Genomic DNA, 17,689 nt, shown 5'->3' on the forward strand with positions numbered 1-17,689 from the left:
CCAACGCCGGTGATGCCACCCATCCACCGGAAATTGAGGACGGTAGAACAAGCATGACAAGTAAGGCAGGGTCGCGTCACATCGTCGCCGGGGTTGATACCCACAAATTGACCCATCATGGCGCCCTCCTCGACGCCAACACGGGAAAGCTACTGACAGAACAGGAGTTTCCGGCAACCCGCGCCGGCTACCGGAAAATGCTGTCCTGGATGCGCTCGTACGGCGAGGTGGTCAAGGCGGGACTGGAGGGCACGGGTTCCTACGGCGCTGGGCTGCACCGGTATCTGCAAACACACGCGGTGACGGTGATCGAAGTGGCTCGACCCAACCGCCAAGATCGACGCCGACAAGGCAAATCTGACCCGATCGATGCGATCAACGCCGCGCGTGCGGTGTTGAGTGAGTCGGCAACCACTACCCCGAAAGACCGCGACGGGTACGTCGAATCGGTGCGCCAAATTCGCGCCACCCGGCGCAGCGCCACCAAAGCTCGCCGGGCCGCATTGCACCAGATGCACGGTCTACTGTGGTGCGCCCCCGAAGAGCTACGCGCCAAACTGGGCAGCTATGACCGAGCCGCCCTGGTTTCGCGATGCGCACGGCTGCGCATTCCCGCTAGCGCCACCCTGGAAGACCCCGCGATGAACGCCCGCCGCATGCTGCGCCGCCTGGCCAAACGTATCCAGATGCTCGACGACGAAATCGCCAAGGCTAACCATGAACTTCACGACCTCCTCACCCGCCACGCTCCGAATCTGCTGGCCGTCAACGGCGTCGGTACCGAGGCCGCAGGACAAATCCTGACCACCGCCGGCGAGAACATCGACCGTCTCAAATCCGAAGCATCGCTGGCCCGACTGTGCGGCGTGGCCCCCATCCCGGCCAGCACTGGTAGCACCACACGGCACCGACTGCACCGCGGCGGCGACCGGCAAGCCAACAGCTCGATCCACCTGGTCGTGGTCAACCGGCTGCGCTGGCACCAACCGACCAGAATCTACGCAGCCCGCCGCACCGAAGAGGGCAAGTCGAAAAAGGAAATCATGCGCTGCCTCAAACGAGCGGTAGTCCGTGAGCTATACCGAGCCCTCCAAGCCGATCTCAACCCTCAAAACGGGGCCCTTGACGCTGCATAGGAGCATCCACACGATTGCCCGTGGCGACAGCGGTGTCACCCATCCATCGAATCTCAAATGCTATTGCCGCACACATCATTTGGTGAAGACATTTTGGGGCTGGCGGGATCAGCAGCTGCCCGATGGCACGGTGATCCTGACTTCGCCGTCGGGGCAGGCCTATGTCACCACTCCGGGCAGTTCCCTGCTGTTCCCGCATTTGTGCGCACCTACCGGGGAACTGCCGGCACCGCTGCGCCGCGACGATGACCGCTGTGGTGATCGCACCGCGATGATGCCCCGCCGCCGACGCACCCGGGCTCAGAACCGCGCGGCGCGCATCGCCACCGAACGCAACCAGAACCACAAGGCCCGCCAAGCCCGGCGCGCCGCATTCGACGCCACCTGGTTCCCCAAGGTCGCCGCCACCCCAGACGACGATCCACCGCCCTTCTAACGGCCCCGTAGGTTCGAGCTGCGGGCGTGGGAACTTTCCACGTGCCTCGTCCGACTCATTGGGCGATGACTTGTCCCAACGCTTGCGCCATCTATGACAGCCGCTGCTGGTCCTGAGATCACCTCGCCTGCACCGGCGCCGCTACCCCGGGCAGAACACTCCGCCGTCGCCACCTGGATTCGGCGGCTCGCCGTCCCGATCATCCTGGGATGGCTCGCAGTCGTCGTCGTCCTCAGCACCGCGGTGCCGCCACTGGAAATCGTCGGCCAGATGCGCTCGGTACCCATGAGCCCAGACTTTGCACCATCGGTTACCGCGATCAAGCGCGTCGGCCAGGTCTTCGGCGAATACACTTCCGACAGCTCGGCGATGATCCTGCTGGAGGGCCCGCAGCCACTGGCTGATGATGCGCACCGCTACTACGACGCACTGGTTAGCCGGCTCAACGCCGACACCGTCCATGTCGAACATGTGCAGGATTTCTGGGCAGATCCGCTGACCGCTGCCGGCGCGCAGAGCAACGACGGCCGAGCGGCCTACGTGCAGGTCTACCTGGCCGGAAATCAGGGCGAGACACTGGCGAACGAGTCGCTTGAGGCGGTCCGCAGAATCGTCGCCGAGGTCGAAGCCCCTCCGGGAACGCGCACCCATGTCACCGGCCCCGCGGCTCTGGCCGCCGACGAGCAGGTAGCCGGTGACCACAGCGCGCAAGTCATCGTGGGTCTCACGTTCTTGGTCATCACTGCGATGATTCTGTTGGTGTACCGGTCGATAAGCACCGGTTTGATTGTCTTGGCGTTGGTGTTTCTCGCCCTCGCAGCGGCGCGCGGCGTGGTGGCCTGGCTCGCCTACTTCCATCTCATCGGTCTGACCACCTTCGCAACCAACCTGCTGGTCACCTTGGCTATCGCCGCCGCGACCGACTACGCGATCGTTCTGGTCGGCCGTTATCAGGAAGCCAGGGCAGCCGGTCAAGACCGCGAAACCGCCTACCGCTCGATGTTCGACGGAACGGCGCACGTGATCCTGGCGTCGGGCTCGACGATCGCAGGTGCCACGTTCTGTCTGCACTTCACCCGGCTCCCCTACTTTCAGACGCTCGGTATTCCGCTGGCCGCCGGAATGGTCGTCGCCATGCTGGTGGCGCTGACGCTCGGCCCGGCGATCATCACCGTGGCCAGCCGTCGGGGACTCCTGGAACCCAAGCGCGCCATGCGAATCCGTGGCTGGCGCAAACTCGGTGCGGTCATCGTCCGATGGCCGGCTCCGGTGTTGGTGGCCAGTACTGCGCTGACCCTGATCGGCCTGCTGACGCTGCCCGGCTATCGCACCAGCTACAACGAACGCCGCTACCTTCCTTCGGATCTGCCTTCCACCGCCGGCTATGCCGCAGCCGAACAGCACTTCTCCACGGCGCGGATGAATCCCGAGGTCTTGCTAGTGGAGAGCGATCGGGATCTGCGCAATCCGGCAGACTTCTTGGTGATCGACAAGATCGCCAAGAAGGTCGTGCGCCAACCTGGGATAAGCCGGGTCCAGACGATCACCCGCCCGGATGGCACGCCATTGAGGTTCAGCACGCTGCCGGCTCAGCTCAGCCTGCAGGGCACCGTGCAGGTACTAAATCAGGGATACCTGCAGGACCGCATGGAGGGGTTCCGCGCCAGTGCCGAAGATCTGCAGCGCGGCATCGATGCCATGGAGCAGATGCAGCTGTTGATGACCGAGATGAGCGCGACAACCCGCGCTATGGTCCACAAGACACATCAACTAGCCTCTGACACTGCGGAACTGCGGAATCATCTCGCCGACTTCGACGATTTCATGCGACCACTGCGCAGCTACCTGTACTGGGAACCGCATTGTTTCGACATCCCGACCTGCTGGGCCCTGCGATCGGTCTTCGATGCCCTCGACGGCACCGATGTACTGAGCGGCGATATCGACCAGGTGCTGCCTGACCTCGATCGACTCGACGCTCTGATACCACAGCTGCTCCGGCAACTGCCTGCACAGATCCAGACACTGACGTCGACGCAGACGGCGATGCTCACCATGTATTCCTCCCAGAGCGGCCTGCTGGATCAGACCGCGGCGATGCTGGACAACCAGTCCGCAATGGGCACGGCGTTCAACGAATCGAAGAACGACGACACGTTCTATCTGCCACCGGAGGTCTTCGACAACCAGGACTTCAAACGCGGCTTGAAGGTGTTTCTGTCACCGGACGGCCACGCCGTTCGGTTCATCGTCACGCACGACGGCGATCCCCTAACCCCCGAAGGGATCACACGCGTCGACGGCATCAAGCACGCCGCCAAGGAGGCCATCAAAGGCACTCCGCTGGAAGGTTCGAAGATCTACGTCGGCGGTACGGCGTCGGTGTTCAAGGACATGCAGGAGGGCAACAACTACGACCTCTTGGCAGTCGGTATAGCCGCACTGTGCCTGATCTTCATCATCATGTTGATCATCACCCGTAGCGTGATCGCCGCCGCAGTGATCGTCGGCACCGTCCTGGTATCGCTGGGAGCGTCGTTTGGCTTGTCGATCTTGTTCTGGCAGCACATTATCGGTTTGGAGCTGCACTTCATGGTGATGGCGATGTCGCTGATCATCCTGCTGGCTGTTGGCTCGGACTACAACCTGCTGCTGGTCGCCAGGTTCAAAGAAGAGATCCGGGCCGGCGTGAACACGGGCATCATCCGGGCAATGGGCGGCACGGGTTCGGTGGTGACCTCGGCCGGGTTGGTGTTCGCCCTGACGATGATGTCCATGGCTGTCAGCGAGTTGAGGGTGGTAGCGCAGATTGGAACTACGATCGCACTGGGACTGCTGTTCGACACACTCGTTATCCGGTCGTTCGTGATGCCCTCCATCGCCGCGCTGCTCGGCAAGTGGTTCTGGTGGCCACAGGTGGTTCGGACGCGTCCGACCCCCGCCCGCCGGCCGGTTCCGAAACCGGTTGATCTGGAAGAACACTCAAGACCGAAGTTATCGATCGGGAGCTGACCACCATCGGTTGCGACGAAGCGGGCGCCTTGAGAGATTCCGGGCGCCCGCTTCCCGCATTGCACTGCGGTTCGGCGTCAGTCCGTTCCGGCCACAAACATATCCAAGAGATTGACCAACGACGCGATGAGACCAATACCCTCACCCGGGGCCGAGTACGGCATGCCCATCCCCACCATCTGCAGGTCGAGACCGAGTGAGTTGTAGATCGAACCACCGATGCTCCCGGAATCTGTTACTCCGGGTGTGAAAAGACCGCCGAAATCGAAGCTGGCACCGAGGACCGCATTGCCTTCCGGGACTTGCAAAGCATCGTTCAACAACGGAACCAACGCATCAAGGTTCAAGGTGGCACCGTTGAAGAACGCACCGACAACGTTGGCCGGAACGGCCAGGAGCCCTTGCAGCGCTGCCTCAAAGTCGCCATCGCCGATACTGTCGACGATCGACCCGATGCTGTTGATCAGCTCTACCCCGGGGCTTACCAGCGGGCCGATCAGTCCCATCAGGACGCCGCTCAACGGTGAAGACAAGAGCGTCAGAATTGTGGCCGCGGGCTCGGCAGCGTCTACCGGCACGACACCCATACCCATGTCCATCCCGGCCAGATACTGCAGGCCCCAGAGATGACTCCAGTCCAGAGTTTGAGCCGCCAGGTCCGAGCCCTCGGGCGTTGCCACGTCGACGCCGATGAACGTTGTTGCGGCCAAAGCCTCTTGCAGCGAGCCGGGGAAACCGAAGTCAGCATCCTTGATTGCGTCGAAGACCTCGGTGGCGTTGGCCAGCGTGGTGTTGAACACGTCGGCCCATGGCCCGAACAGGTCGAGTGACGCGGTCAGTTGCACGGACGGCGGCACGGCTCCACCCAGCGCCGGCGCCACCGGGCTTACTGCGATCATTCCGGTAAGGGCCAGTGCGGTCCCCCCGGCCATGAGGCCACCGATGCCGAGGTGCGATGCGAGGTCGTGAGCGTGATGAGACGATTTCATGCCTAGTTTGTCGAGCCGGAAGCAGGATAAGTTCCTGAGCGGAGAAGAGATTCTGAAGTTTTCTCAATCTTGCTGTCAGGTCTGACTTCTCGTCAGCCGAAATCGACCAGAGTGGTTGGCGCACGAAACCTCGCCAGACCACGCACACCATAGATCAGCGGAACCACCGCTCCAAGCACGGTGCCTCGCCCAGGCGGCATGCCGAGTTCAGAGACGGCCCTGACCCCGGGCACCGCACGCAGTTCGTCGTAGTCATGCGCAGTGAACCAGAACGGCATTGGTGGCGCCGTGTAGTTGTCGCTGAGCTTGAAGCCGCGTCGCGAGCGTGAGTAGGAACTCAACAACCTCGGGACGCTGTCAAAGATCATCCGGCCGCCAGGGAACCGCTCCGCGCAGGCGGCGAACAGAGCGAACACCGCTTCGCGATCCAGATACTGCAGCAACCCCTCGGCAGTGATCAACACCTCAGCGGAGTCGTCGACTTCGTCCATCCACGAGTAGTCGAGTGCCGACTGGGCACAGTGCCGCAGCCGGGCTGATGCCGGCAGCAACCGCTGGCGCAGCGCAACGATGGGTTCCAAATCCACCGAAAGCCAGCATAACTGGCCGTTATCGACCCGCCAGAAGCTGGTCTGCAGCCCTTCCGCAAGGGCGACCACGGTCGCGCGCGGATGCTCCGCCAAGTACTCCCGCGTGGCCTGGTCGAACACCAGAGCCCGCATCGCAGTGGCCTGGTGCGTCCTGCCGAAGTCTGCGTAATCGTAATCAAGGCTATTGAGCAACTCGATCGCCATCGGGTCATCGATCACCCCGTCAGGCCGCTTCGCCTCGGCAGCTCGCTGATACAACGTGAGCAACGCGGTCTCGGATATCCCATCGAGATGGCGCGCGTCAATGACTGGCACGCCTTCAGACCGTACCCGCCGGGCCCCCGCGAGTCGCTGCGAGAAATCTAACCGCGACCGACCGGAACTTTTTGATTCCCATCTCCGACCATCTCGTTGACGGGGAACTGGCCCGCGCCTTGCGTTCCGCGCAATCCACGACATCAGAGGAGGTGCCATCCTGACCGCCCCGATCTGGATGGCAATGTCTCCCGAGACGCACTCCGCCATGCTCGCAACTGGCCCAGGGCCGGGCCCTATGTTGGCAGCCGCCGCGCAATGGCAGCAGCTCAGCGGCATCTACGACGATACCGCCGCTGAATTGACCCAGGTGCTGGCCGCCGTGCAGACCGGCCACTGGCAGGGCCCCAGCGCCACGGCCTATCTGTCCGCGCACACGCCATACCTGACCTGGTTGGAACAAGCAGCCGCCGACGCTGCCGCGACTGCCGCACAACACCAGACGGCTGCCTCCGCATATAGCGCCGCAGTGGCCTCGATGCCCAGTCTCGAAGAACTGGCCGCCAACCACGCGGTCCACGCGGTGCTGCTCGCCACGAACTTCTTCGGAGTGAACGCCGTCCCGATTGCCGCCAACGAGGCCGACTACACGCGGATGTGGGTGCAGGCCGCCGAGACCATGTCCGTATACCAGGGCACCGCCACCGCGGCACTCGCCTCGACCCCGCAGCTCCTCCCCGCGCCGCCCATCGCCTCCCCCGCCGAGGCCACCGCCCCAGAACGCGTTGGAAACGGCGACTGGCTGCAGGAACTTTCACGACTCATCACCGACCTTCTCAACAATGCCGGCAATGCCGAAGAACTGCTGCGAATCTTCGAGGACTTCTTCCAGGGCCTAGGTTTCAATCCGGTGGTCGCCACCTTCCTGGCGGTGGTCGCATTGATCGCCTACGACGTGTTGTGGTACCCCTACTACGCGTCATATGCCCTGTTGCTGTTGCCCTTCTTCGCTCCTGCCCTCAGCGCGCTGAGCGCCTTGAAGTTGCTACCGCTGCTGAACGGCCAACAGATCCCGGCTGATCAAGAACCGGACATCGTCGCTACGTTGATCGGTGAAGGAAGCGTGGACATCCCCGCTGCGGCGATTGTGGCACCGCCCGCTGCGGCCGGCTCCTCCGCCGGCGTGGGCGGCACCGCCAGTGCGCCGGGACCGAGCACACCCGTCCTCACACCGAGCGCTGACGGAGTTGCCGCACTGATCCCCTATCTCGTCTCCGGCTGGGGACCACCCGGCGTCAAGACCGGTCCCAAAGAGAATATGGCGTCCTCCAGCAGTGCTGCGGCTTCCCGTCGCGCAACCTCTCCGCGGGGCATCGCTGCGGACGCCCGCGGCCGACGCAGTCGTCGCAGCAGGGGCCGGGTTCGCATGCACGGCAACCGTTACGAGTTCCTCCAGGCTGGCGACGGCGCTGTCGTGGCGGCGGATTCCGATGCCGGCCCTGCCGAACGTCCCGATCCCATCGCAGCAGTGGTCGCCTCCACCCGCGCCGCTGGACTCGCGGGGCACGCTGACGAAATCCGGAGAGTACCGATGTTGCCCACCAGCTGGTGCGACTCCGACCAGGTAGAGCAACTCACACAACCAATAGAGGATGGAAAAGAACAATGAGCAAGGAAAGCACGATCGGATGACGCTGACCGTCACCGGCACCGGCCTTGGAGCGCAGATCACCGGGGTCGACCCCAACGATCTGAGCACCATCACCCGCGAGGAGATTCGCGAGGTCGTCTACGCCAACAAGCTCGTCATCCTCAAGGGCGTTCACCCCTCGCCGGAGCAGTACCTGCAGCTGGGCAGGATCGTCGGCGACATCGTGCCCTATTACGAATCCATGTACCACCATCACGAGTTTCCAGAGATATTCGTATCGTCCACGGAGGAACACCAAGGCGTTCCGCGAACCGGCGCGTTCTGGCACATCGACTACATGTTCATGCCCGAGCCGTTCGCGTTCTCGATGGTGTTGCCCCTGACCGTTCCCGGGCCTGACCGGGGAACCTACTTCATCGACCTCAACCAGGCCTGGGCCTCGGTGCCCGCCGCGCTACAGGACGCGGCCCGAGGGACGTTGAGCACTCATGATCCCCGGCGGCACATCAAGATCCGCCCCGACGACATATACCGGCCGATCGGGGAAGTGTGGGACGAAATCACCCGGACGACACCGCCCATCAAATGGCCGACCGTGATCCGGCATCCGAAGACCGGGGAAGAGATTCTGTATATCTGCGCTTCGGGGACCACTCGAATCGAAGGCCAGGATGGTCGGGAGCTCGCCCCACAGATCCTGCAACAGCTCATGGAGTCGACCGGGCAGCTTGATCCGGATTTCACACATCCCTTTATCCACACCCAGCACTACGAGGTCGGAGATATCATCTTGTGGGACAACCGAGTTCTGATGCATCGTGCCAAGCACGGAAGCTCTCAAGGAACCTTGACCACGTATCGGCTGACCATGCTCGACGGCCACCAGACTCCCGGATACGCAGCATGAGCGGCATCGCTTCGCCTCATCCCGCACTGAGCGACGCTGCACCGATCACCGAGGACGTGCTGGCCACCGTCCTGGAGCCCTATACCTACAAGGGTTGCCGGTATCTGGTCGAAGCGGTGTCGCAGGCCGACGCTGATTCTGTTCTAGCTCAAGGTAACTTCACGATCGCCGAGTCCGCCTACATCCGTAGCACTGGGCATTTCAACGCGGTCGAGTTGGTGCTGTGTTTCAACCAGCTCGCTTACAGCGCTTTTGCACCGGCCATCGCCGATGGCATCATTCCGGCCTTCCGCGGTTGGGGGCTGGAAGACTATTGCAAGCACCAGCTGTCCAGCATGTTCATCAGAACCTCATCGTCACGGTTCAAAAGGCCGATCGATGCCAACAAGTTCAGCGCCCGGCTGGAGTGCCGAAACTTCGAGATCATGCAACGCACGGTGCGGTATCTGCGTGTGCCGTGCGCAATCGAATTCTGGGACGAACACGGCGGTTCAGCGTTCGGCGAATTCGAACTCGCCGCACTGAACATCCCCGGCTGACAACCCAGAATAGGCACGCAGACATGATGAGTCCGGCCCACACGTCCGTACTGGATCGCATTCTCGAACACGTGCGCCGACGCCCCGACGCCATCGCGTTACGTCGTTGCGACGGAAGCAGTCCGTTCAGCTACCAGGAACTGGCGGCCGAATGGGAACGCCTGGCCGCAGCACTGCAGGCGAGTGGGGTGTCCATGGGCTCTCGCGTACTTGTCATTTCCGACAACGGACCGCAGACATACCTCGCGGTGCTTGCCTGCGCCCGACTGAGCGCCATTGCCGTTCTGGCGGACGGCAATCTGCCGATGGCCACCGTCGAAAGGTTCGCCGAACTCACGCAACCCGCCGCAGTTCTGTGCACCGAGGGTGCCCGACTGTCCCTTTCCGACCCACCGGAGACCCTCGCCGCGGTACCGACGCTGTCGGTGGCCGAAGGCAGCGCCCCGCTCGCAGCTCCCGACGTGCTCCCGGGGACGAACGGCGGCGCAGACGACCCGCTGGCGATGATCTTCACCAGCGGCACCACCGGCGAACCGAAGGCTGTGCTGCTGGCCAATCGGACCTTCTACGCCGTCGCCGACATCTTGCGGGAGACCGGCTTGACGTGGATCGATTGGGTGATAGGCGAAGTCGCGTACTCGCCGTTGCCGGCCACGCACATCGGTGGCCTGTGGTGGATTCTGAACTGCCTGATGCAAGGTGGTACATGCGTAACCGGCGGCGAAGACGGGGCGTCGCTGTTGGAGATACTCACGACCAACGAGGTCGCTACGGTCTGCCTGGTCCCGACACTGCTCTCACGTCTGGTCGCCGAGCTGAAAGCGACCGGCGCATCGGTGCCGCCTTCGCTGCGTTTTCTCGGTTACGGCGGATCGCGGGCTATCGCATCCGATGTGCAGTTCGTCGAGACCGCGGGTATACGGACCGCCCAGGTCTACGGTTTGAGCGAAACTGGTTGCACCGCACTGTGTCTTCCCACCGCGCCGGGGTCGATCGCCGCCATCGAGGCAGGAGCGGTCGGACGACCCTACCCCGGCGTGCGGGTTCACCTCGACGGCGATGGCAGCGGACCGGCCGGCCCGCCGGCCTCGTCGGGAACGTTGTGGATCAATTCGCCGGCAAACATGCTGGGGTACTGGAACAACCCGGACCGGACCCACGAAGTACTGCGTGACGGGTGGGTGAACACCGGTGACCTGCTCGACGAAGGCAGCGACGGGTACTTCTATATCCGGGGGCGGGCCTCGGAGATGATCATCTGCGGCGGAGTCAATGTTGCCCCCGACGAGGTTGACCGCGTCGCAGAATCCATTCCGGGGGTCCGCGAGGCGGCATGTTACGAGATCCCAGACCCGGAGTTCGGAGCCCTGGTCGGCCTCGCGGTGGTCGCGTCGGAAGTATTGGACCAGGCCGGTATTCGCAGCCTCAAACAGACAATTGCAGCCCGCTACCGAAGCGAGGTGGAATCCGCCGCCCGCCCGTCGCGGATCGTCCTGGTGAACAGCATTCCGCGAACCCAGTCCGGCAAGGTCATGCGCACGTCGCTGGCCGCAGCGATCGATGCTCGAGCACATGGTTGAGACCATCCGCCAGCGGATCCTCGCCGCGGTCTGCGATGTGCTCTACATCGACGAAGCCGACCTCTTCGACGGCGACGGCACCGACCTGCGGGACCTCGGCCTGGACTCGGTTCGATTCGTCTTGTTGATGAAGCGTCTCGGAGTGGACCGCGAGTCTGAGCTACCGGCACGTTTGGCGCGCGACCTGTCGATCGCCGGCTGGGTTGCCGAGCTGGAAGTTCCCGGCCGGCATGCCTGACTCCCCTTCCCCGGTGTCTATCCCGCTTTCAGTCTCCCAGCAGAACATCTACCGCGGCGTGCTGCAGGATGCCGATCCCACGCTGTATCTGATCGGCCGCCGGTATCGCTTGTCGCCCATACCGCTTCCCCGATTCCGGCTCGCATTGGCAGCCGCTGTCCAACGCAACCCGGTGCAATTGTGCGTTCTCGAACAGGCCGAAGCGCAGTATCCTCACCTGGTTCCGCGGCTGCGGGCGGACGATCTCATGCGAATGTCCCATGACGGCACAGAACCACTGGTGCGGGAATGGGATTCGGGAATTCTGTCCCGCCCCCTGGTGCGCTACACCATGCAGGTCAGTTCGAGCGGCGACGTCGTGGGCCTGGATATGCATGCACACCACCTCCTGCTCGACGGTGGTGCGACCGGTCTGATCGAAGCCGACCTGGGCCGCAACCTGTCGGCCCTAGGCCCCGAACTGCCCGACGTGGCAGCCGAGCTCGAGCGCCTGGCCGAAGCCCACCGCCGCGAAGCCGAACAAGTTGACGCCGCACAGCAGCGGTTGACCGAATCGGTGCAGCGGGAGTTGGCAGGCGAGGCAACCGCGGGGGGCTATCCGCAATCGCCACCGAGGTCAGGCAGTGCTCGCCGAGGGGTGCTGCTCGAGTCGGTCCAGATCACCGGACCCGACTACGAAGCGATCACGAAGCTGGCCGCTCGGGCACAGGTGCCGCTGCATGTGTTGGTGACGGCAGCCGCCGTCGCCGTCGATGCAGGCCGTCGATGCAGTACCGATGCCTTGGTGGTGCACGCCATCGACAATCGGTTTGGTGAGCCCGCTCTTGAGGTGGCCACCTGCATCGTCAACTCAGTTGCCCAATCTGTTCGCTTCCCGGGTTTCGCATCAGTGCGAGAGCTCGTGGCCAATGTGGACCGCGGATACGTCAAAGCGGTGCGGCGGCGCTGGTTCCGGGAGGAGTTGTATCGCCGCATCTATCTGACGGTCAACCGGACTCCCCAGACCGACGCATTGGCGCTCAACTTCCTTCCGGACCCCTGCGCTCCCGAACTGCGTCCGTTCCTTGACGGCATGCCGGCTACCACAGATATCGGGCCGATCGAGGGCCTGACCGTGGCAGCCGTCCAAGACGATCCGCACCAGACTCTGACGCTGTCGATCTGGGATGGCGATCACCGGACCCAACCCCCGGGAATCGCAGCCGTGATCGCCCGGGTGTTGCTGCAGATGCCGGCCCAGTGGAATCAGCCCGTCGCGATGAGCGTGGGCCAGTGGTTCGAGGTCCACGCCGACGCTACGTGCCATTCCACCGATATCGCGCCCAGCCCCACAAGGCCGGCCGTGTCGGCATGGTTTCTCGACCCGAACGCCGATATCGATGGCTGGCGGCAACGCCGTCGGTATGTCGATTCCTGGATCGCTTGGCTGGAGAGTTCGGCCGTCGAGCCCGGTGAACTGTTGGTATTCATCGACGATCACACCGACAAGACCATCGATCTCTTGGTCGCATGCCATCTAGCCGGTTGCGGCTACAGCGTCTGCGAAAGCGCCGGCGAACTCGAAAACCGCCTGGCGGCCCTCCGTTCGGAAGGTGGGCTTTCAGCACGATTGGTCGACATCGACTATACCGACTTGCCGACACCGCCCTCCCGCCTTTCGGACCGCCTTCAGCAGGTCCGCGACGACGATGACTTGGCGCAACGGATCGCCTACGTCATGCCGACTTCAGGCTCTACCGGCAGTCCCAAGCTGGTGCCGATCACTCACGGCGCACTGGCGATCTTCTGTCGGGGAGCACGGCTGGCCTACGGATGGGAGCAGCACGACACCGTCTTGCAATGTGCGCCCCTGACGTCAGATATCAGTGTGGAGGAGATTTTCGGCGCCGCGCAATCCGGTGCCGCTCTGGTTCGCTCGGCGGCAACACGAACCGGAGATCTCACGCGACTGGGAGAAGACCTGATGCGCCACGGCGTTACGGTCCTCGATCTGCCTACCGCCATCTGGCACCTGTGCTGCGACAAACCCGACATGCTTGACACCGTGGCGGCATCACGCGTGCGCCAAATCGTGATCGGCGGAGAGGCGGTTCGCTCCCGCGCCGTCGAGAGGTGGCAGGCGTTTCGCGGTGTTTCAGACGTCGCGCTGATTTCAAGCTACGGTCCCACCGAGGCGACGGTGGTGGTGACAAACCTGTCGCTGAACGGGGAGGAGACTGTGGTCGAGCCCAGTTGCCAACGGCGACTGGGGAAACCCCTGGCTCCCAACACCGTTTTCATCGCATTCGGTGAGGTGGTCTTGCTCGGCGACCAGGTGTCTGCGGGCTACGTGGGTATCGCCAGCACCACCTTTGGCACCGTACTCGCCGTCGACGGTTCGCCGCTGCGTGCGTTTGCCACCGCAGACCGGGTGAGCTTTGACGGCGCGGGCTTTCCGGTGTTTGCGGGTCGCAAGGACGCCGTTGTGAAGCTTGCCGGCAAGCGCGTCGACACTGCCGAAGTCACCCGGCTTATCGCCGAGGATCCCGCGATCTGCGATGTCGCCGTCGAGCCGGACGGCACCCGGCTCGGAGTTTGGTTTCAGACCCCGAACACTAAGATGGGGTCTACCGACTCTGCTGCAGCCGAACGCATTCGAGGCATCCTGCTGGCGGCGAGAGTCCCCGGTTTCGTGGTGTCCGGCGTCCCGGAGATTCCACGCAAGCCCGGCGGCAAGGTTGATTCGGATCGTCTGCCCAAGACTCACCAAGCAGAAACCGGCGCAGCGCCCGCCCAAGCAAACGGCCTGGCGCAATTGTGGAGTCGGCATCTGAACCGCGCCCTGCGGCCGGACTCCTCACTGCTGGGCGAAGGTGTCGGCTCGCTGGATCTGATCCGTATCCTGCCTGCCACCCGACGCTACCTCGGCCGACACGTGTCGTTGCTGGATGTGATCAGCGCCGACAGTGCCAGCCGGTTGATCGAAAGCACCGACGGGATGGGGGTGGACGAGGTCACCGCCGCCGAGATCGACGACGATCTCGCGATCTTGGCCCCATCACTGCCCTACCCCGCACCAAGCCCGAGCTCCGATGGCACCGGCACCGTTGTGGTGTTCGGCGCCTCAGGAATCCTAGGCACCGGCTTTGCCCGAGCTGCGGCCGAGCTGCGCGCCCACGGATTCGATTCGGAGCTGGTCTTGGCCACCACCTCGGAGCTGCCCGATGCCGGTCCCTGGCGGGAGCTGGCCCGCGTCGACGGTGTTCGCATCGAACACATTGCCCCGCAACGTATCCCTGAGCTGATTCGCACCACCCACGCAGCGACCGTGGTCAACGCCATCGGCAATACCAATGTGGTGGTGCCTTATCGGGAGCTGCGGCCGGCCAACGTGGAAGCGGTGTCGACCATCGCTGCGGCCTGCGCAGCACACGACGCCCGGTTGGTGCATTTGTCGACCTCAGTGGTGAGCGCGCAACCGGCAACACCGCTGGTTGTCGATCCGCGCGCCGCGCCCTATCCCTACGCGGCGTCCAAGTCGCTGGCCGAGCTGATTGTCGCGCGCAACGCTGGCCACCTGGCCTTCTCCCTGGTGCGGCTACCCCGGGTGTTGGGCGAGCCGCACCAACTGCGAAGAACGGCCGATATTTTGGTCGCACTCGCCGATGCCTGCTCGGCACTGCGCGCTTACCCCGCCGTGCAACTAACGGAGGAAGTCACCCACAGCCGGTCGGCAGCGGCGGCGATCCTGGGCATGCTGTCGGCCCCGCTCGGCCGCACCATCACCGTGCTGCGGGGGACGCCCGTCGAGTACTCGGAGTTTCTCGCCCGCTTCGGCGCCCGGGAGTGCGATGTCGACCAGTGGAAGCAGCTTCTCGACGACAGTGATTGGGCACGGTGCAATCCACGCCGGTGGGCGGTCATCGACGCCTGGCTCACCCTCGGGATGCGACTCGGCGAGCGTTCGTACGCGCAGTACCTGGCAGGCCACGCGACTGTCGACCTGACGGTAGACGGGGTCACCGAGTTGTTTGCCACGCCTGCGCCGCTGGCCGAACTTGTGGCTCACGGCTGTTCATCGGAACCGGACAGCCCCGCCCAGCGACTACTTACAGAGGGATTGAAGGAGGAGAGGCCTTGACCGACATTCGACGGATCCAACTCGATGTGACGGGCATGACCTGCCGGATGTGCTCGGCGCACATCGAGCTAAAGCTGAACACGATCAACGGCGTGCGGGCCTCGGTGGACTTCCCGACCGCGACCGCCACGATCGACGCGGATTCCACCGTCGATGTCGCTGAACTGTGCGGGGCCATTGCAGACGCGGGTTACCAGGGTGAGCTGCGGTGGGAGCGGCCGCGCACCGCTGAGGACTTAGCGATCCCCGGCGGTCCCATCAAGCGAATCGCGCGCCTGACCCGGCTCTTCTCCAGGGGCCGGCGCATGCGAGACGCCGGTATTCGAACGCCGTACGCCGGAACACCGATTCGCTGATCGGCGGGGCCTCTGACAGAGCCGGCAGAAGGCGGCCGGCCAAGCGCAAGAACCGCGCCGCTCACATCGATCCGGTCCCGGTGGCCGACCAAGCCGGCGAGCTGAGACAACGACCAGCGTGAGGCGTACGGTTGATTCCAGCGGTGAGGCTCCACCTCATCCGATCGAAGCCACATTCTTTGCGGATCCGCAGGGCGGGCACTCCAGCCTCCCAATCGCAACGAGGTGCCACTGCACCACCGCGACCAGCGAGATCATCGCCGACCTGAAGGTGCGAGGCGAAGGCAACCCTCCGCGGTATCTGGGCCTGAATCAACGAGATTCGCCCAGCCGAACCGATGCTCTCGCCGAAAGCCATTGCTGCACCACTGATGGTGCTCACTTTCTGTCTGGAGCTGTGCCTTGATGTTGATCCCCATGTCCCCGACCGATTCGATGTTCTTGCTGGCCGAATCGGACAATCGCCAGATGCAGGTGGGTGGGCTTGCCATGTTCACCCCGCCCGAAGGTGCCTGTGCCTTGGATGTCCGTCAGATGTTCGCGGCAGCCATCGCTCGCAACGAAGTCGCCGGCATGTGGCGCAAACGGGCTCGCCGCTCAGTGCTGTCGCTGGGGCAGTGGGGCTGGGACAGTGGCACCGACGTCGACCTCCACCATCATGTGCAGTATTCGGCGCTGCCGCGGCCCGCCGGACTGCGGGAGTTGTGGACGCTGGTGTCGTGGCTGCACGCGATCCCGCTGGACCGGGATCGGCCGCTGTGGGAGATGCACCTGATCGAAGGCCTCGCCGACGGCCGCTATGCCGTGTACATCAAGGTCCACCATGCGCTCGCCGACGGGGTTTACGCGATGGGGATGCTGCGTGCGGCGTTGAGCACTGACCCGGCTCGCCGCGGTCAACCTGCGTTGTGGGAGCCGGCCGACACGCGCTCCGCGTCTGCACCGGACTCGACGTCGAGCGGTTCGCTGGCGGGGCGGGCGACGGCGGCGATCTGGGACGGAGCACGCGATGCCGCGGGGTTGCTGCCGGCACTCGCCGGCACGCTGGTGCAGGCCCTGCGCCAGCGCGGCGGCGCGCTGTCGCTGGTCGCACCGCACACCATGTTCAATGTGGCGATTGACAGTGCCCGGTCCTTCACCGGGGGCTCGTGGCAGCTGGAACGATTGCAGTTGGTCGCCAAACACAGCGATGCAACGGTCAACGATGTGGTGCTGGCCATGTGCGCCGGCGCCCTGCGCAACTACCTGACCACTAGGAAAGCGCTGCCGTTGGCGTCGCTGGTGGCGATGATTCCGGTCTCACTGCGGCTGCCCGGGCCTGCGGCCGGCCGGGACGACACCGGCAACAGAATCGGGTCTCTGATGTGCGGCCTGGCCACCGACCTGGCCGATTCCGGCGAGCGACTGCTGTCGGTGCGGAACAGCATGCGCGAGGGCAAGACGGCGCTGGGTGCGCACAGTCAGCTGCAGGTCCTCGCGATGAGTGCGCTGGGTGCCACACCACTGGCGTTGGGCATGCTCTTCGGTCAGCACAGGCTGCTGCGGCCCCCGAACGTGATGATCTCGAACGTGACCGGATCTAAGGTGCCCTTGTACTGGAACGGCGCCCGACTCGACGAGCTCTATCCCCTGTCGATCCCAGTCGACGGGCAGGCACTCAACATCACCTGCACGAGCACCGACGATACGATTGCGTTCGGGCTTACCGGCTGCCGCGAAGCCGTTCCCGGAATGAGTGAGCTGACCAGACTTCTCGGCGAAGAACTCCGCCTGCTCGAGCACGCCGCAGGGCTCTGAGCACGCCGATCGGGCGCCCCTAAGCCAAGGTACGGGTAGGGTATGGCATATCGGCGGTATTCCGCATCTGACCGTTCTGGGTT

Annotated in this window: 12 protein-coding genes and 1 pseudogene; 11 read left to right on the forward strand and 2 right to left on the reverse strand. The window is 64.0% G+C overall.

Annotation, left to right across the window (positions count from 1 at the left end):
- Positions 1–53 precede the first annotated feature (53 nt).
- From ACKY0W_RS19835 to ACKY0W_RS19845, 3 genes and pseudogenes are all read left to right on the forward strand, one after another.
- Positions 54–1,136: an IS110 family transposase gene (locus ACKY0W_RS19835; RefSeq protein ID WP_409434447.1), complete on the forward strand. Its 1,083-nt coding sequence runs from the start codon at positions 54–56 to the stop codon at positions 1,134–1,136.
- 7 nt (positions 1,137–1,143) lie between these two features.
- Positions 1,144–1,572: pseudogene (locus ACKY0W_RS19840) on the forward strand (hypothetical protein); the annotation flags it as partial.
- A 93-nt stretch (positions 1,573–1,665) separates the two neighbouring features.
- The gene (locus tag ACKY0W_RS19845; protein WP_409435475.1) at positions 1,666–4,584 is read left to right on the forward strand and encodes an RND family transporter; all 2,919 of its coding nucleotides are present in this window, start codon (positions 1,666–1,668) and stop codon (positions 4,582–4,584) included.
- Between the two features lie 77 nt (positions 4,585–4,661).
- Here ACKY0W_RS19845 and gjpA read toward each other — a convergent pair whose 3' ends face one another.
- Both gjpA and ACKY0W_RS19855 read right to left on the reverse strand, forming a co-directional pair.
- Complete coding sequence (gjpA, locus tag ACKY0W_RS19850) at positions 4,662–5,465, reverse strand: outer membrane porin GjpA (protein WP_409435476.1); 804 nt, start codon at positions 5,463–5,465, stop codon at positions 4,662–4,664.
- Positions 5,466–5,665: 200 nt separating this feature from the next.
- Entirely contained in the window at positions 5,666–6,478 is an 813-nt protein-coding gene (locus ACKY0W_RS19855) for a class I SAM-dependent methyltransferase (RefSeq protein WP_409435477.1), read from the reverse strand.
- 184 nt (positions 6,479–6,662) lie between these two features.
- Between ACKY0W_RS19855 and ACKY0W_RS19860 the strand changes: the two genes are divergently transcribed.
- From ACKY0W_RS19860 to ACKY0W_RS19895, 8 genes are all read left to right on the forward strand, one after another.
- A complete protein-coding gene (locus tag ACKY0W_RS19860) occupies positions 6,663–8,087 on the forward strand; it encodes a PPE family protein (RefSeq protein WP_409435478.1) in 1,425 nt (474 codons plus the stop codon).
- A gap of 19 nt (positions 8,088–8,106) precedes the next feature.
- Positions 8,107–8,976 carry a TauD/TfdA dioxygenase family protein gene (locus ACKY0W_RS19865; RefSeq protein WP_409435479.1) on the forward strand — a complete coding sequence of 290 codons (870 nt, stop codon included), beginning with the start codon at positions 8,107–8,109 and terminating at the stop codon, positions 8,974–8,976.
- Positions 8,973–9,515 carry an FcoT family thioesterase gene (locus ACKY0W_RS19870; RefSeq protein WP_409435480.1) on the forward strand — a complete coding sequence of 181 codons (543 nt, stop codon included), beginning with the start codon at positions 8,973–8,975 and terminating at the stop codon, positions 9,513–9,515. The genes ACKY0W_RS19865 and ACKY0W_RS19870 overlap by 4 nt, the downstream gene beginning before the upstream one ends.
- A 23-nt stretch (positions 9,516–9,538) precedes the next feature.
- Positions 9,539–11,095, forward strand: a complete 1,557-nt coding sequence (fadD10, locus tag ACKY0W_RS19875; protein WP_409435481.1) for a fatty acid--CoA ligase FadD10 — start codon at positions 9,539–9,541, stop codon at positions 11,093–11,095.
- Between the two features lie 4 nt (positions 11,096–11,099).
- Positions 11,100–11,333 carry an acyl carrier protein gene (locus tag ACKY0W_RS19880; protein ID WP_409437863.1) on the forward strand — a complete coding sequence of 78 codons (234 nt, stop codon included), beginning with the start codon at positions 11,100–11,102 and terminating at the stop codon, positions 11,331–11,333.
- Positions 11,326–15,453, forward strand: a complete 4,128-nt coding sequence (locus ACKY0W_RS19885) for an AMP-binding protein (protein WP_409435482.1) — start codon at positions 11,326–11,328, stop codon at positions 15,451–15,453. The genes ACKY0W_RS19880 and ACKY0W_RS19885 overlap by 8 nt, the downstream gene beginning before the upstream one ends.
- Positions 15,450–15,809: a heavy-metal-associated domain-containing protein gene (locus tag ACKY0W_RS19890; protein WP_409435483.1), complete on the forward strand. Its 360-nt coding sequence runs from the start codon at positions 15,450–15,452 to the stop codon at positions 15,807–15,809. The genes ACKY0W_RS19885 and ACKY0W_RS19890 overlap by 4 nt, the downstream gene beginning before the upstream one ends.
- A gap of 405 nt (positions 15,810–16,214) precedes the next feature.
- Positions 16,215–17,606, forward strand: coding sequence for a WS/DGAT/MGAT family O-acyltransferase (locus tag ACKY0W_RS19895; RefSeq protein ID WP_409435484.1), 1,392 nt, complete (start codon positions 16,215–16,217; stop codon positions 17,604–17,606).
- The last annotated feature ends 83 nt before the right edge of the window (positions 17,607–17,689 follow it).

The sequence above is a fragment of the Mycobacterium sp. SMC-14 genome (genome assembly GCF_046250075.1).
Classification (GTDB): domain Bacteria; phylum Actinomycetota; class Actinomycetes; order Mycobacteriales; family Mycobacteriaceae; genus Mycobacterium.

What these genes read in the sequence shown, in the direction of transcription:
- ACKY0W_RS19835 (WP_409434447.1), top strand. Translation starts at nt 54, where the DNA reads ATGACAAGTAAGGCAGGGTCGCGTCACATCGTCGCCGGGGTTGATACC.
- ACKY0W_RS19845 (WP_409435475.1), top strand. Translation starts at nt 1,666, where the DNA reads ATGACAGCCGCTGCTGGTCCTGAGATCACCTCGCCTGCACCGGCGCCG.
- ACKY0W_RS19860 (WP_409435478.1), top strand. Translation starts at nt 6,663, where the DNA reads ATGTCTCCCGAGACGCACTCCGCCATGCTCGCAACTGGCCCAGGGCCG.
- ACKY0W_RS19865 (WP_409435479.1), top strand. Translation starts at nt 8,107, where the DNA reads ATGACGCTGACCGTCACCGGCACCGGCCTTGGAGCGCAGATCACCGGG.
- ACKY0W_RS19870 (WP_409435480.1), top strand. Translation starts at nt 8,973, where the DNA reads ATGAGCGGCATCGCTTCGCCTCATCCCGCACTGAGCGACGCTGCACCG.
- fadD10 (WP_409435481.1), top strand. Translation starts at nt 9,539, where the DNA reads ATGATGAGTCCGGCCCACACGTCCGTACTGGATCGCATTCTCGAACAC.
- ACKY0W_RS19885 (WP_409435482.1), top strand. Translation starts at nt 11,326, where the DNA reads ATGCCTGACTCCCCTTCCCCGGTGTCTATCCCGCTTTCAGTCTCCCAG.
- ACKY0W_RS19895 (WP_409435484.1), top strand. Translation starts at nt 16,215, where the DNA reads ATGTTGATCCCCATGTCCCCGACCGATTCGATGTTCTTGCTGGCCGAA.